General features: G+C 62.9%; 13 protein-coding genes. 1 reads left to right on the plus strand and 12 read right to left on the minus strand.

Translation table 11 applies throughout. The features are described from left to right. Nucleotides 1-51 precede the first annotated feature (51 nt). From EKH80_RS00190 to EKH80_RS00210, 5 genes are all read right to left on the minus strand, one after another. Nucleotides 52-609, minus strand: coding sequence for a hypoxanthine-guanine phosphoribosyltransferase (locus EKH80_RS00190; protein ID WP_126682721.1), 558 nt, complete (start codon nt 607-609; stop codon nt 52-54). A gap of 11 nt (nt 610-620) precedes the next feature. Then, nucleotides 621-1,622 (minus strand): beta-N-acetylhexosaminidase, encoded by a 1,002-nt coding sequence (nagZ, locus tag EKH80_RS00195; RefSeq protein WP_126682722.1) that lies wholly within the window; start codon nt 1,620-1,622, stop codon nt 621-623. After that, nucleotides 1,622-2,155 carry a CYTH domain-containing protein gene (locus EKH80_RS00200; RefSeq protein ID WP_126682723.1) on the minus strand — a complete coding sequence of 178 codons (534 nt, stop codon included), beginning with the start codon at nt 2,153-2,155 and terminating at the stop codon, nt 1,622-1,624. The genes nagZ and EKH80_RS00200 overlap by 1 nt, the downstream gene beginning before the upstream one ends. A gap of 3 nt (nt 2,156-2,158) precedes the next feature. Continuing rightward, a complete protein-coding gene (rlmD, locus tag EKH80_RS00205; protein WP_126682724.1) occupies nt 2,159-3,472 on the minus strand; it encodes a 23S rRNA (uracil(1939)-C(5))-methyltransferase RlmD in 1,314 nt (437 codons plus the stop codon). 114 nt (nt 3,473-3,586) lie between these two features. Then, nucleotides 3,587-5,602, minus strand: coding sequence for a translocation/assembly module TamB domain-containing protein (locus EKH80_RS00210; protein WP_126682725.1), 2,016 nt, complete (start codon nt 5,600-5,602; stop codon nt 3,587-3,589). A 48-nt stretch (nt 5,603-5,650) separates the two neighbouring features. Between EKH80_RS00210 and EKH80_RS00215 the strand changes: the two genes are divergently transcribed. Continuing rightward, nucleotides 5,651-6,388, plus strand: a complete 738-nt coding sequence (locus tag EKH80_RS00215) for a response regulator (protein WP_126682726.1) — start codon at nt 5,651-5,653, stop codon at nt 6,386-6,388. An 822-nt stretch (nt 6,389-7,210) separates the two neighbouring features. On the opposite strand, the gene recO is transcribed toward EKH80_RS00215, so the two are convergent. From recO to EKH80_RS00250, 7 genes are all read right to left on the minus strand, one after another. Then, nucleotides 7,211-7,921, minus strand: a complete 711-nt coding sequence (gene recO / locus EKH80_RS00220; RefSeq protein ID WP_126682727.1) for a DNA repair protein RecO — start codon at nt 7,919-7,921, stop codon at nt 7,211-7,213. Between the two features lie 11 nt (nt 7,922-7,932). Next, nucleotides 7,933-8,868 (minus strand): GTPase Era, encoded by a 936-nt coding sequence (era, locus tag EKH80_RS00225; RefSeq protein ID WP_126682728.1) that lies wholly within the window; start codon nt 8,866-8,868, stop codon nt 7,933-7,935. Between the two features lie 126 nt (nt 8,869-8,994). Further along, the gene (rnc, locus tag EKH80_RS00230) at nt 8,995-9,654 is read right to left on the minus strand and encodes a ribonuclease III (RefSeq protein ID WP_126682729.1); all 660 of its coding nucleotides are present in this window, start codon (nt 9,652-9,654) and stop codon (nt 8,995-8,997) included. 2 nt (nt 9,655-9,656) lie between these two features. Continuing rightward, a complete protein-coding gene (locus EKH80_RS00235; protein WP_126682730.1) occupies nt 9,657-10,043 on the minus strand; it encodes a DUF4845 domain-containing protein in 387 nt (128 codons plus the stop codon). Between the two features lie 125 nt (nt 10,044-10,168). Further along, nucleotides 10,169-11,068, minus strand: a complete 900-nt coding sequence (lepB, locus tag EKH80_RS00240; RefSeq protein ID WP_126682731.1) for a signal peptidase I — start codon at nt 11,066-11,068, stop codon at nt 10,169-10,171. A gap of 12 nt (nt 11,069-11,080) precedes the next feature. After that, nucleotides 11,081-12,871, minus strand: coding sequence for a translation elongation factor 4 (lepA, locus tag EKH80_RS00245; protein ID WP_126682732.1), 1,791 nt, complete (start codon nt 12,869-12,871; stop codon nt 11,081-11,083). 179 nt (nt 12,872-13,050) lie between these two features. Further along, nucleotides 13,051-14,520 carry a DegQ family serine endoprotease gene (locus EKH80_RS00250; RefSeq protein WP_126682733.1) on the minus strand — a complete coding sequence of 490 codons (1,470 nt, stop codon included), beginning with the start codon at nt 14,518-14,520 and terminating at the stop codon, nt 13,051-13,053. Between the last annotated feature and the right edge of the window lie 107 nt (nt 14,521-14,627).

The raw sequence follows: 14,627 nt of genomic DNA on the forward strand, positions 1-14,627 counted from the left end.
TTCCCGCTTGCGCGGGAATGACGGCCATGAACATGAAAACCAACGACGCGGTCATTCTTTCAGCGCATAGATGGCAGGCAGATTACGGCCTTGCTCGTAATAATCCATGCCATAGCCGAAAACGTAGCGGTCGGGCAACTCTACGCCGTTGAAATCGCAGTGAATGCCTTCCACGCAACGGCCATGCACCTTGCGGCACAGCGTAGCGACCAGCACGCGCTTGGCGCCTCGGCGCAAGCAGTCGTCGCGCACGGCCTTGAGGGTATGGCCTTCGTCGAGAATGTCATCCACCAGCAGGACGGTGCGCCCCTGCAGCGACACAGCAGGCTCACGCAACCAATGAAGATCGTTGCCGGAGGTCGCACCGCGATAGCGCGTGGCGTGGACGTAGTCGAACTCCAGATCGGTGCGGATCGACAAGGCGAGCTGCGCGGCGAACATCAGGGCACCGTTCATCACGGTAAGAAACACCGCGCGCTCGCCATCGAGTGCCGCATCGACGGCGCGCCCGATATGGGCGGTCACAGTTTCCAGATCCTCGCGCTTGAACAGCAGCTCCGAACGGGTCAGCGCTTCGGCCAGCAGGGGAACGGACGAGTTTGTGCTCATAGGTAAGACCCTTAGCTATTCAATGCAGTGACGCGCGCGACGAAATGATCGCGCTGCGGGTTATCGAGCAGGCTGGCCCAGGTCGAGCCGATTGCACCACGCAAGGCAGCGATGCGCCCCATGCTGGCTTCCGAGGGCTTCGGCATGGCGGCAATGGCCGCTTCCACCACGTCGGGAAAACAAGCGAGCACCAGATCGCAACCTGCCTGCAGATGCGCATGCACGCGCTCGGCCACACCGCCGGCAACGCCGGCTGCAGCCATGCTGATGTCGTCGCTGATCACCGCGCCCTTGAAACCGAGTTCCTCGCGCAGGACGCCCTGGACCCAGCGGCGCGAATAACCCGCGGGCTGATCGTCCACTGCGGGATACACGACGTGCGCCATCATTACTGCCTCGGCGTGGGCGGAAAAACCTTCCAGGAACGGGCGCAGATCTTGCCGGCGGATTTCGTCCAGCGAGCGCGCATCAATGGCCTGTGCCTTGTGGGTGTCGACCGCCACCGAACCATGGCCGGGAAAATGCTTGAGCACCGCCGCCATGCCGCCGAGGTGGATGCCGCGGACGTAAGCGTGGATCAGCTCACCGGCTATATCCGGGTCGGCATGAAACGCGCGCGTACCGATTGCGGCATTGCCGCGCGCCAGGTCGGCAACCGGTGCAAAGCTGAAGTCGACGCCGCTAGCGCGCAACTCGCTCGCCATCACCCAGGCGTGCTCCTCGGCCAGCTTGGTCGCTTCGACGGGGTCACGGTCGTACACCTCGCCGATCTTCATCAAAGGGGGCAGGCGCGTGAAATCGGTACGAAAACGCTGCACCGCCCCCCCTTCCTGGTCGACCGCCAGCAGAAAGTCTTCGCCGGCCACGGCACGGATCGCTTCCACCAGCGCCAGCAACTGTTCGCGATGGCTGTAGTTGCGCGAAAACAGGATCACGCCCGCCACGCCGGGCGCAGTAAGCCAGGCATGTTCGTGCGCCAGCAGTTCGGTGCCGGCCAGACCGATCAGCAGCATCAGCTGCCCTCCTCCGCCTGCGCATCGACGCCGTTGCGCTCGTCCTCGCTCCATTCGGAATAAGGGTGCTCGATCAGGTTGACGTTGTAGTAGCGCGCCAAGCTGCTCACCTCGCGGCCCAGCCAGGCAGGACGCGGATAGGCGGCATGCGCCTGGGGCATTTCGAGTTCTGCCACCACCAGTCCGTTGCTGGCGCCGAGGAATTCATCGATTTCGAACATCCAACCGTCTACGTCCACGTGATGGCGAAATTTTTCGAGCACACCATTGCACATAGTGGCGAGCATGGTCTGCGCATCGGCGAGCGCCAGCGGCAATTCGTATTCGGCGCGCGTAATGCCAAGTTCCACCGATTTGATATTGAGCCAGGACTGGTCACCGCTGATGCGTACACGCACCGAAGCACGCGCAGTGCCTTCGCGCAGCGCACGCACATCCACCAGATATCCCTGCGCGATGTGTTTGCGGGTGGTCACTGCCGTGCGCCAATCGTCGTTGGCGAGCAGGAATTTGCGTTCGATTTCGATGCCCATAGTTTATCTGCGTTCGAACAGCGCAATGGATTCCACGTGGGCGGTGTGCGGGAACATGTCCATCACGCCGGCCGCCTTCAGGCGAAAACCATGCTGGTTCACCAAGATGCCGGCATCTCGCGCCAATGACGCCGGATGACATGAAACGTATACGATTCGCCCGGTTTGCTTGTGCGGTAGGTATTCCAGCACCTTGTCTGCACCGGCCCTGGGTGGATCGAGCAACAGTTTGTCCCACGGCCTGCGCGCCCAGTCGGTGCCACGCTGATCTTCGAACAGATTGGCGACGTGGAAACGCGCGTTGGCAATCCCATTGCGCGCAGCATTGTCCGCTGCACGCGCAACCAGGCCATGCTCGCCTTCCACGCCGATGATCTCTGCAACGCGACGCGCCAGCGGCAAGGTGAAATTACCCAGGCCACAGAATAGGTCGAGCACGCGATCGTGCGGCTGCGGATCCAGCAGCTCCAGCGTGCGTAGCATCATGCGGCGATTCAGGCCTGCGTTCACCTGCACGAAATCGAGCGGCTGGAATTCCAGCTCCACCTCTTCCACATCGTCGCCGGCGGGAATGCGAAACGCCAGACGCGGATGTTCCGGCCACAGCGGATGCACGCTGCTCACGCCGCCCGGTTGCAGATAGACGGCGAAACCGTGTTGCTGTGCGAACGCCGCCAGCTTCACGCGGTCGCCTTCACTCAACGGCTTGAGGTGGCGAAACACCAGCGCAATGGTCTCGTCGCCGGCGGCGAATTCGATTTGCGGAATATCGGCTGCGGCGTCCATGCTGCCGACGAGTTCGCCCAGCAAACCGATCTTTGGGCCAAGCGCCGGATGCACCACGTCGCAATGCGTGATGTCGGCGACATAGCGCGGATTGCTTTCCTCGCGAAAACCCACCAGCACGCGCCCTTTCTTCGCCACCGCGCGCACCGACAGGCGCCCCTTGCGGCGATAACCCCAGGCTTCGTCGGTCAGCGGGGAAAGCCAGGTTTCGGGTTCCACCTTGCCGATGCGCGCAAAGTTGTCGGCCAGCACACGCTGTTTGGCCTCGATCTGCATGGCGGCATCCAGATGCTGCAGCGAGCAACCGCCGCATTGACCGAAATGGCTGCAACGCGGTTCCACCCGATGCGGCGAGCGTGTGAGGATCTGGAGTGTCTCCGCCTCGTCGAAATTACGGTGGCGCTTGCGTATGCGCAGACGCACCTGTTCGTCCAACAAGGCGCCACTGACGAATACTGTCTTTCCGTCAATGCGGGCCACACCCCGGCCATCATGACTCAGATCGGTAATGGCGACTTCGAACTCGTTCATCGGCTCTCTTGAAAAGACAAAACGCCGGATCGCTTAAGACCCGGACGGGACACGAAGGGGAGGAATGTGGGCCTCGCCGGCCCGGCCAGTCCTGCATGATACCAGCGGAACGGCTTAGCGCTCGGCCACGGCGCTCTGGGTAGCCGTCCTGAGGCGTCGGACCAGCAACGGCCATTCGATCCGGTTCTGCGTGCCGGTCACATGCAGGTACGGCAGGCCACTGCCTTCGACTATCGAATAACCGCTGGCCTCGCCATCCAGGCCGCCCATCGTACATACGCCATTTTGCAAGCTGACGTTGAGGCCCATCCGCTTGAAGCTCGCCGTCTTGAACAGCTTCATCATCGCGCTCTGCAGGCCATTGGCCGGCGTTCCGCCGGTGATGACCGAGAGGTTGTTGGCCGCACGCAGGCTGATATGCCCGCCGTTTTGCGCCAGCAGCGAGGCCTTGAACGCCACCGGGTTTCCTCCCGCCAGTTGCAGGCCCTCGATCGAACCGTCCATCTTGCCGGCCATGGCTCCGAAATTGAAGGCATCGGCCAAGGGGGCAAGATCGACCTGATGCACGCTCACGTCCGCGCTCAGCAGGGGACTATTGCTCAGCGGTTGCTGCACCGCCAGATGATCGATCGCGACGGTCCCGCCGAATGCCCTGATGGTCAATTCGCCATCCAGCGCATAGCGGTCGCCAGTCCAGCGCGCGGCGGAAATAGTGCCGTCCAACGTACCCGGCAAGGGCATCCAGCCCAGTGCCTGGTTGACCGCCGTCATATCCATGCCCGCCAGGCTGGCAGCAAGATCGAGGCGTTCCGCCTTCCCCGCATCAGGCCGCCAATCGAAACGGGTAAGCCGGGCGTAACCTTTCCACGCCGACAGCTCCAGCGGAGCCTGCAGGCTCAGGGCCCCGGCGCGGCTGCGCCAACGGGATTGGGTCGCACCGGTCGTGAACTGATGCAGCCTCAACTGGTTCCAGGCCAGCGAGGTGGGCGACTTGTCGCCTTGCTGGGACCAGTCCAGATCACCGTGCAAGCCGCTCGCCTGCAACTGCCCGGTACTGTCGGCGACATCCAGTTCTTCCGCATGAAAACCGAAACTGCGCAGGCCTTCACTGGCATAGTCGACGTGCCCATCGAGCTGTCCGGCCATCTGCAGGCCCGGCTCTGCGAGATTATCCAGCCAGGGCTGTCCGTAGCGCTCGTAGGCCGCCGGGAAGCGCGCCTGAAAATGTTCCAGCTTGAGCTTCTGCAGGTTGCCCTTGGCGTCGATCGTCAGCGCACCGTCCAGTTGCAGCGCATCGGCATCTTCCATGCGCAGGTGACTGATGGCGAGGCCACCTCGTTCGCTGCTGGCGCCAAGATCCAAGGCCACGTCGTGGCTGGGCAGCCTGGCCAACACCGGGCCAAGCTGCACTTCCCCACCATGCAGGCTGCCGTTCAGGCTCAACTGCGCCGGGCGCGACGTGGCATCCAGCGCGAAACGCGCATGCCCGTCCAGGCCCTGGCCGACGACATTGCCCGCGGGGGTGGTGTACTTAAAGTCGGCAAAGCTGACATCGCCGGAAGACTGGAAACCTTCCTGGCGTACGTCGAGGGCGAGGTCAGCATCGAGCTTGCCGCCGGTGATGCGCGCCGGCCAGACGCTTGCCAGCAGCCCCTGCAGCCAGCCGGCGGGCAGGCTGCGCAAGGTGATTTGCGCGTGCGTGGGCTGATCCAGTGGGAACGCCGCACCGATCCGCGCGGCGCCCTGGCCAGTGTTGATTTCGAGCGTGTTGGCGGACGAATCCACCACCAGATTGACGGTGGCATTGCCGAGCACGCCACCCGGAGCGCCGTTGAGCTGCACCGTCCCGTCGAACATCCAACGCATTTGTACGTCGCGGTGCAGCCTGCCGTCCACAACTACACCCACCTTGCGCCAGCCCAGTCCCGGTATGTCCGCCTTGCCGGCATGCAGGCTGACCAGCACCGTGTCAGGCACTGCGCCGGGGCTGAACTGCGCACGCACGTCCTGCAAGCTCACGCCAGGGACATCGATACGCTTGGCGACCACCACGGTACCCGCCCATGCGGGCGCAGCCCATAGCAGGATCCAGAGAGCGCATGCGGCAAGCGGGCGGCTGAATGAAAACATGAGGACGACATTCTGCCAAACTAAGCTGAACGATACGGACACAGGACCATGCCGTACCCGCCTGACAACCCCATCGCCACTTCTGCCGCCGAGCCCTATCTGCTAGTGGCTGATGACGACGCGCCTACGCGCTACTTTCTTGGCGACGCCTTTCGCCAGTTCGGCGCCCGCGTCATCTTCGCCGCCTCCGGCCATGAAGCGCTGGCACTGGCACGCAATGAAACTTTCGATCTGCTGGTGCTGGACTGCAGGATGCCGGGGGCCGGTGCCATCGAGATCCTGACCCGGCTGCGCAACGAGCCAGAAGCGGGCTCGGGCGCTTGCCCGGCCGTCGCGAGCAGCGCGGAACTGGACGCGCAGGCACAACAGGCCCTGCTCGCAACGGGCTTCCATGCCGTGCTGCTCAAGCCATGCACGCTGGCGGATTTGCGCGGCGTCCTGGCGCTGGCCGCCGTGGGGCGTCGCAATCTGCCGCTGCTGGACGATGGTCAGGCCATGCACACCAGCGGCACGCCCGCCGTGGTCCAGGCTCTGCGCGGACTGCTGCGGCAGGAACTGCTGGCGATCAATAAGGAGCTGGACGAGCTGGCCGTAGACCCCAAAGCGCTGGAAGCGCGTTTGCACAAACTACGCTCATCGTGCGGATTTTGCGGCGCGGCATCGCTGTCCGAACACATCGTGTCATTGCAGCATCACCTGAAGCTGGATCATCGGGGAGCGATGCTGCCGCTGACGGACTTTCGGCGCTCGGTGCAGGAGACGATTGAGGCCCTGCCGGGGGCGTAGGTTGGGGTGCTTACCCCAACGGCCCGTTTTTCGTCCTCGCACCGTTGGTGCATGTCGCAGATTGTGGCATTGCCTGCGGCGCTTTCGGTCCCTAAAGGGACCGAGTCACTTCTCTTTGCGTGCCCAAAGAGAAGTAACCAAGAGAAAGGGCAACCCAGAGGGCGCGCCCTTCGGACATCCTGTCCTACGGGACCGCAGGTGGGCGGCGGGGTTTTCGACGGCACCTCCTGTGCCGACGAAAACCTGGCCTGCATCCATGCAGGCCATCCTGCGGACTGATCGCCGCCCACCTGCTCACGCCCTATGGGACCCAAGACAGGCGCACATCCATGTGCGCATTTGATGGCTGCGCGTGCTGCGCATTGTTTCACGGCTCGCATGCGCTCGCTGCTGCGGCGCGAGCGAGATGCCGACGTCATGAGGCCAGCTGTGCGAAGCACACACGCTCTAACCATCGCATCGCGATGGCTATCTGGGCGCGCATGGATGCGCGCTGCTTTTCCGGGTCCCATCGGGGGCGGTGAAGGGCGGAGGATCAGGCCCCGCTAGGGGGCATGGGCAGGGATGCCCATGCCTTTTCGCCAGGGCAGGATGCCCTGTCGAAAAGCCCCTCCGGCCTTCACGGACTGGGCGGGCAGGATGCCCGCCCAGTGCCCCCGCTGGGTTGCCCTTTCTCTTGGTTACTTCTCTTTGGGCACGCAAAGAGAAGTAACTCGGTCGCTCCGCGACCGAAAGCGCCGCAGGCAATGCCACAGTCTGCGATATGCAACGACAGTGCGAGGACGAAAAAAGGGGCCGTTGGGGTTAGCACCCCAACCTACGCTATCTCCGAGTGAGCGCCCCGCGCAACACACGCCACGCACGCAACTCGACCCCACCCAGATGAAAGCGGATCAGCTCGCGCATCATGCCGCGTAACGCATGCAGGCCTTGGGGTTCTGGCATGCGATCGTCGTGCAATGCAAGCAAATCCCCCCCGCGCACGGCGCAAGGTTCGTTGAGACCACAGCGCACCGCACCGTGCTCAGCACGGTACGCATACAGCACATCGTGCAGCAAAGGCTCTCCGGTATCTGCTTCGCAATCCAGCTGCAAGGCATAGCCCAACGCGCCAAGCAGGTCGCGTTCGAAGCGTCGCAGATGCCATGCCAGGGACCCGCCTCCAGCGAGGCGCCCAAGTGTCTGTGCATAGGCGTCGAAGAGCAGCGGTTGCGGGTCCTGCCGCCCGGTCAGCCGCACCACCAGTTCGTTAACATACAGACCCGCAAGGCTTGCATCGCCCACGAGGCGAAACGGCACCGCAGTGGGTTCGGCACTACGCAAGCTGGCTAGTTCACCGCGCAAATGCAGATCCAGGACGAGCGGTTGGAACGGTTCGAGCTGCGAACGCTGCAGGCGTCCGCGCTGGCTGCGTACGCCACGCGCGACCACACCCAGGCGCCCGTGATCGCGCGTAAGGCATTCGAGCAGCAACGAGGTTTCGCGGTAAGGGCGCGAGTGCAAGACAAAGGCTGGCTGTTGCTCGATGAGCATTACCGGCCTGGCTAGTCGGTATAGCCGAACTGCTTCAACATGGAATCGTCATCCGCCCAGCCTTCCCGCACCTTAACCCACAGTCGCAGGAATACCTTGCGTTCGAACATGCGCTCCATATGCCTGCGCGCGGCGGTGCCGATGGCCTTGAGCTGCTCGCCGCCCTGCCCGATCACGATGGCCTTCTGGCCGTCGCGTTCCACCCAGATCACCGCATGAACTTCCGCCACGCCGTCGTCCCGGTCCTTGAATTGTTCGATCTCGACGGTGGTGGCGTACGGCAACTCCTGGTTGAGGCGCAGCATCAGCTGCTCGCGCACCATTTCCGCAGCCAGGAAACGCTCGCTGCGATCGGTGATTTCGTCTTCGCCGAACACCGGCGCGCGCACCGGCAGGCGCGCAAGGATGTCCTGCGTAAGCATTTCCAGCCCCTTGCGCTTCAAGGCGCTCACGTAATGCACTGCATCATAGCTGTGCTTTTCGATCAGCTCGGCCACAAAGGGCAGCAACGCCGCCTTGTCCTTGCTCAGATCAACCTTGTTGATCGCCAGCAGGCGCGGCATGCTCTGTTCGCGCAGCACTTCGTAGAGGGCTTCGTCCTCGTCGGTCCAGCGCCCGGCCTCGATCACCTGCACGGCCAGTTCCACTTCGCTGAGTGCGGAGTGCACGGCACGATTGAGGCTGCGGTTCATCGCCCGCTTGGCGCCACGATGCAGGCCCGGCGTATCAACGTAGAGAATCTGTCCGGCGTCGCTGGTGGCGATGCCGAGGATGCGATGGCGGGTGGTTTGCGGGCGCGGACTGACGATCGACAGACGAAAGCCGATCAGCGCATTGAGCAAGGTCGACTTGCCGACATTGGGCCGGCCCGCCAGCGCCACGAAGCCGCAGCGAAAGTCGGGATGCGGCGGCGCGTTTTCGGCAGCGTCATCGCGTTCTTCGTTCATAGTGTTCGGATACTCTTTTAGTCGGGTATAAGCATGGCCCCGCGCGCTCGCGAACGCCACCGGCATGGCGGCAAGGCCATGCGGAAAACCTGGATTTCGATCGGGCGGCCACCTCCGGCCGGGAAATCACTGTCCTTCCTGCTCGCCTGCCAGTCGGGTCAGCACCGTCTCCGCCGCGTCCTGCTCGGCGAGCCGACGGCTGCTGCCGCGCCCTGCCGCCATCACCGCCGCGGGCTGGCTGACGAGGCAATGGACTTCGAAGATGCGCGCATGCTCCTCGCCTTCGGTCGCCACCAGTTCGTACTGCGGCAGCGGCAAACCTTGCGCCTGCAGCCATTCCTGCAATCGGGTCTTGGCGTCCTTGGAGGCATGCGGAAAGGCAGCGATACGGTCTGCAAACAGCGTGCGCACCGTTGCTCTGCAAGCTTCGTAGCCACCGTCCAGGTAGATCGCTGCAACCAGCGCCTCGAAGGCATCGGCAAGGATGGAATCGCGCCGGTAGCCCCCGCTCTTCAGCTCGCCTGAACCCAGCTTCAGCTGGTCGCCGAGTTCCAGTTCGCGCGCCACCGCTGCCAGCGCCTGGCCATTTACCAGTTGTGCGCGCAGGCGCGACATGTCGCCTTCGGCCGCCTTGGGATGCGTTTCGTAAAGCATCTCGGCGATGATCGCCCCGAGCAGGGCATCGCCGAGAAACTCCATGCGCTCGTTGTTGGGTCTGCCGGCGCTGCGATGCGTCAGGGCGAGCGCGGCAAGCGACGGATCGCGAAAGTGATAAGGCAATTCCACAGTTATTGCGGGGGTGCGACATTGCCCTGTACGGGCACGCTCTTGCTGAAATGAATCAGGAAATCGATGTTGTACAGGAACGGGATCTGCTTGTCGTAGCTGACGCGCAGTTCGTTGCCGCCCGCGCCCGCGCCGAAGGTGATGTCGCTGGGGTGGACGGTTGCTTCATCGACGTACTGGAAATCGAGCTTGCGGACCAAGTCGCGCCGGACCTGGTCCAGCGTCTTGCCTTCCACGCCTTCGGTGGAGACCTGATTCATGGCCTTCACCACTCCCGCGTACTCGGTATAGGCCGGCACCAGCTTCATGGCCATGTAGGCGAAAAAGCCCGCCACGGCCAGCACCACGATGAAGCCGATGAGCGTGATGCCCGATTGTTTGGATTTCATGGTCCCCTCGCTATGCCGCCGGCGCGGCCCCTGTTCTGGATAAATACCCCATGGGCACTACTTTGCCCGGTCCGCGCAAGCATCGCCAGCGACATGTTCACGATTTGCCGGCAGGGCGTGCAAGCTCAGTGAATGACCGTGCCGATGCGGTGGAAATCCACGCTGCCGGTACCCCAGCCTTTCCAGCTGAACCAGATCATGAATGCCTTGCCGACCAGATTCTGTTCCGGCAGGCAACCCCACCAGCGGCTGTCCTCGCTGTTCTCGCGGTCGTCACCCATCACGAGGTAGCAGTTCGGCGGCACCACGGACGGCACGCGCGCATTGGGGACCGGTGGCGTAGGGCCGCGTGCAGGCATGCGTGCAATGAGGTGATTGACCGGGCCGAGCTGCTCGCTCCACACGGTGGCGTTGTAGTACAGCAGCTCGTTGTCTTCGGGACGGGCCGGATTGCCCTTGAACGAGCCGATTTGCGTATCGACCACCGGCTTGCCGTTGATCACGATCTGGCTGTCGTGCACTTCGATGGTGTCGCCCGGCAGGCCGATCACACGCTTGATCCAGTTCTGGCCGGGAACCGGCGCATGCGTATCGGCACAGGTCATGTCGCCGCTGCGCACTGTCCTGCCATTATCGTCTTGGCAAATGTAGCCGGGAAAGCGGAATACCACCACGTCACCACGCTTGGGCTCGCCGAGGCCGACGACCTTGTTGTTGAAGGCGGGCAGACGCAGTCCGTAGGCGAACTTGTTGACCAGGATGAAATCACCTACGTCGAGCGTGGGCATCATCGAACCGGACGGAATACGGAACGGTTCGGCCACGAAGGAGCGCAGCAGCAGCACCACGAAGATCACCGGGAACAGCGAACGGGCCCAATCCACCGCCGCCGGATCGCGATACTCCTCTGCGGCCGCCTCAAAGCGCGCCTTGCGCTTGCGATACAGCATCAGGCGATCGAGGCCCCAAACCACACCGAACAGAACGGTGAGGGCGAGCAGAATGGCCGAAAAGTCAAAATCCATGCGTTGGCTCCGCTATTTGTCCACTTTGAGCACGGCAAGGAAGGCTTCCTGCGGAATCTCTACCCGACCGACCTGCTTCATGCGCTTCTTGCCTTCTTTCTGCTTTTCCAGCAGCTTCTTCTTGCGGCTGACGTCGCCACCGTAGCACTTGGCGAGAACATTCTTGCGCAGCGCCTTCACCGTCGAGCGCGCAATGACCTGCGCGCCGACGGCAGCCTGGATCGCGACGTCGAACTGCTGGCGTGGAATCAGGTCCTTCATGCGCTCCACCAGATCGCGACCGCGCCGATCGGCATGGCTGCGGTGCACGATCAGACTGAGCGCATCCACGCGGTCGCCATTGATGAGCACGTCCACACGCACGAACGGGCCGGCGTCGAAGCGCTCCATGTGGTAGTCCATGGACGCATAACCGCGCGAAACCGATTTGAGCTTGTCGAAGAAATCCAGCACCACTTCCGCCAGCGGCAGCTCGTAGTTGATCTGCACCTGCGTGGCCAGATACTGAATGGAACGCTGCACGCCGCGCTTTTCTTCGCACAGGGTGATGATGTTGCCGATGTAATCGGGCGGCGTAAGGATGTTCGCCACGATCACCGGCTCCCGGATTTCCTCGATCTGGGTGACCGGCGGCAGGCGCGCAGGGTTGTCCAGTTGCATCACCGAGCCGTCGCTTTTGAGGATTTCGTACACCACGGTAGGCGCGGTAGTGATGAGGTCCAGATCGTATTCGCGCTCCAGGCGCTCCTGCACGATCTCCATATGCAGCATGCCGAGAAAGCCGCATCGAAAGCCGAAGCCCATCGCTTCGGAGCTTTCCGGTTCGAAGAACAGCGCCGCGTCGTTGAGTCGCAGTTTGTCCAGCGCTTCACGCAGGGCAGGGAAATCATCGGCCGAAACCGGGAACAGGCCGGCGAACACTCGCGGCTGCATGGTCTGGAAACCAGGCAGCGGATGCGGCGCGGGCTTGGCGGCCAAGGTCAAGGTGTCGCCTACAGGCGCGCCGTGCACATCCTTGATGGAGGCGGTGATCCAGCCCACTTCGCCGGCGGAAAGCTTGTCCAGTTTCTTGCGCTTGGGCGTGAACACCCCCACTTCGCTGACTTCATGCGCACGGCCGGTGGACATGACCAGCAGCTTGTCACCGGGCTTGATTTCACCCTGCATGATGCGCACCAGCGACACCACGCCCAGATAGTTGTCGAACCAGGAATCGATGATCAGCGCCTGCAGGCGATCGGTATCGCGCGGCTTAGGCGGCGGAATGCGCGCGACGATGGCTTCGAGCACCTCCACCACGTTCTGGCCGGTCTTGGCGCTGACCGCCACGGCGTCGGTGGCGTCAATGCCGATCACGGCTTCGATTTCACCCTTTACCTTGTCCGGATCGGCGGTCGGGAGGTCGATCTTGTTGAGCACCGGCACCACTTCCAGCCCCTGCTCTACGGCGGTGTAGCAGTTGGCGACCGACTGCGCCTCCACCCCCTGCGCCGCATCCACCACCAGCAGCGCGCCTTCGCAGGCAGCGAGCGAGCGGCTCACTTCGTAGGAAAAATCGACATGGCCAGGCGTGTCGATGAAATTGAGCTGATAAGTCTTGCCGTTCCGCGCCTTGTACGGCAGCGACACGGACTGCGCCTTGATGGTGATGCCGCGCTCGCGTTCGATCGGGTTGCTGTCGAGCACCTGGGCTTCCATCTCGCGCTCGGCCAGCCCGCCGCAGATCTGAATGATGCGGTCGGCAAGCGTCGATTTGCCGTGATCGATGTGGGCGATGATGGAGAAATTGCGAATCAGTTCCATGGGCACGCTGTCAGCTTCACCGCCCCGCGCGATGCAAGGCTGGCCATCACCGGAATGGCGATATTAGCCGCTTATTATCGCATGGATTGAGAACGTCGGCCCACGTTGCCATTGGGCAGCCCCCCCCCTGGAGCCAACCCAAGCAAGGCCCGCCTCACGGCGGGCTTTCGTACAGGGACTCAATCCGCTTTTTCGCTGGGAACGGTCAGTGCTATGAAATTGTTCGAATCGCCGCGCCGCACCAGCAACAGCACGGTATCGCCCGGCTTCACCCCCGCCGTGGCGGCGCGGAACGCTTCCACACTGCCCACCTTCTTCTGGTTCACCATCAGGATTACGTCACCCTGCTGCAGGCCGGCCTGTGCGGCTGCCGGGCCACTGACGTTCGCAATGGCCACACCCTCGCCGGCTTTCAGGCCAAGCTGACTGCGGGTGGGGGCGTCCACATTCTCGACGCTGAGACCTAGTGCGTCCGCGCCGCTGCTCGGGGCCGCCTTGTCCAGTGCTGCGCTGGCATTCTGATCACGTGGCATGGCGCTGATGGTCGCGTTGACGGTCTTTTCCTTGCCATCGCGCAGAATCTTGAGCGGTACCGTGGTGCCTGGCTTCGTCATGGCAACCAGGGGGGGCAAGTCCGCCCCCTGTACGACGTCACTGCCGTTGTAGGCAAGAATGATGTCGCCCGATTGCAGACCCGCCTTCTGTGCGGCGCTATCTGGCGACACGCTGACCACGATCGCACCTTTGGCGCTGTCCAGTTTCAATGCCTTCACGACATCGTCATCGACCGGCTTGATCTGAACACCCAGCATGCCGCGCGTGACGTAGCCCTTGCTCTTCAGCTGGTCGACCGCGTTCATCGCCAGGTCGATCGGGATCGAAAAGGCAACGCCCTGGTAGCCACCTGTATCCGAATAGATCTGCGAGTTGATGCCCACCACCTGGCCCTGCAAGTTGAACAGCGGGCCACCGGAATTGCCGCGATTGATCGGCACATCGGTCTGGATGAAGGAGGTGCTGGGCTGATCCCTGTTGCCGAGGCTACGTCCCACCGCACTTACGATGCCTTGTGTCACGGTGTAGTCGAAGCCGAACGGTGAGCCGATCGCCAGCACCCATTGGCCGGGCTTGAGCAGGCTCGAATCGCCAATGCTCACTGCCGGCAGGCTGCCGCCAGCATCCACCTTCAGCAGTGCTATGTCATAGGTTGGATCGGTACCCACCACTTTGGCTGTCAGCGTGCGGCGATCCTGTAGGCGGACAGTGACGGCATCAGCGTGATCGACCACGTGGTTATTGGTGAGAATGTAGCCGTCGCCGGAAAGGATGAAGCCCGAACCCAACGAGGTGTGTGCCTGCTCTTCCGGCGACGGCAGCATCGGCATGCCGAAGAAGCGACGGAAAATTTCCGCCTGACCAGGGTCCATGCCCTGTAGCGGTACACCTCCGGCACTCTTTGGACGGCGCCCGGAATACTTTGCCTCCACATGCACCACCGCGGGAGCGTTCTTCTGCACGATACCGGTGAAGTCGGGCAAACCGGCAACAGCAGGCGCAGCCTGCGCCCACGCCATGGCCACCCCCAAACCCAGGGAACAGCCCAGCAGGCCACGAAGAAGACGGCTGGTGACGGGACGGCGTTGATTCATGACTCCTCCTCTGGCTACAGGCGCCTCTCTTCACGCTCCAGGGCTCGCCAGGCGGAACGAGAGAAAGGGACAACGAAGAAAAAACGAGCAAGCAAACGGCTGCCCCA

Origin of the sequence: Dyella choica (assembly GCF_003977665.1) — a bacterium.
GTDB classification, from domain to species: Bacteria; Pseudomonadota; Gammaproteobacteria; order Xanthomonadales; family Rhodanobacteraceae; genus Dyella_B; species Dyella_B choica.

What these genes read in the sequence shown, in the direction of transcription:
- recO (WP_126682727.1), bottom strand. Translation starts at nt 7,921, where the DNA reads ATGCTCATCGAGCAACAGCCAGCCTTTGTCTTGCACTCGCGCCCTTAC.
- lepA (WP_126682732.1), bottom strand. Translation starts at nt 12,871, where the DNA reads ATGGAACTGATTCGCAATTTCTCCATCATCGCCCACATCGATCACGGC.
- nagZ (WP_126682722.1), bottom strand. Translation starts at nt 1,622, where the DNA reads ATGCTGCTGATCGGTCTGGCCGGCACCGAACTGCTGGCGCACGAACAT.
- EKH80_RS00190 (WP_126682721.1), bottom strand. Translation starts at nt 609, where the DNA reads ATGAGCACAAACTCGTCCGTTCCCCTGCTGGCCGAAGCGCTGACCCGT.
- era (WP_126682728.1), bottom strand. Translation starts at nt 8,868, where the DNA reads ATGAACGAAGAACGCGATGACGCTGCCGAAAACGCGCCGCCGCATCCC.
- EKH80_RS00215 (WP_126682726.1), top strand. Translation starts at nt 5,651, where the DNA reads ATGCCGTACCCGCCTGACAACCCCATCGCCACTTCTGCCGCCGAGCCC.
- rlmD (WP_126682724.1), bottom strand. Translation starts at nt 3,472, where the DNA reads ATGAACGAGTTCGAAGTCGCCATTACCGATCTGAGTCATGATGGCCGG.
- EKH80_RS00210 (WP_126682725.1), bottom strand. Translation starts at nt 5,602, where the DNA reads ATGTTTTCATTCAGCCGCCCGCTTGCCGCATGCGCTCTCTGGATCCTG.
- EKH80_RS00250 (WP_126682733.1), bottom strand. Translation starts at nt 14,520, where the DNA reads ATGAATCAACGCCGTCCCGTCACCAGCCGTCTTCTTCGTGGCCTGCTG.
- EKH80_RS00235 (WP_126682730.1), bottom strand. Translation starts at nt 10,043, where the DNA reads ATGAAATCCAAACAATCGGGCATCACGCTCATCGGCTTCATCGTGGTG.
- EKH80_RS00200 (WP_126682723.1), bottom strand. Translation starts at nt 2,155, where the DNA reads ATGGGCATCGAAATCGAACGCAAATTCCTGCTCGCCAACGACGATTGG.
- lepB (WP_126682731.1), bottom strand. Translation starts at nt 11,068, where the DNA reads ATGGATTTTGACTTTTCGGCCATTCTGCTCGCCCTCACCGTTCTGTTC.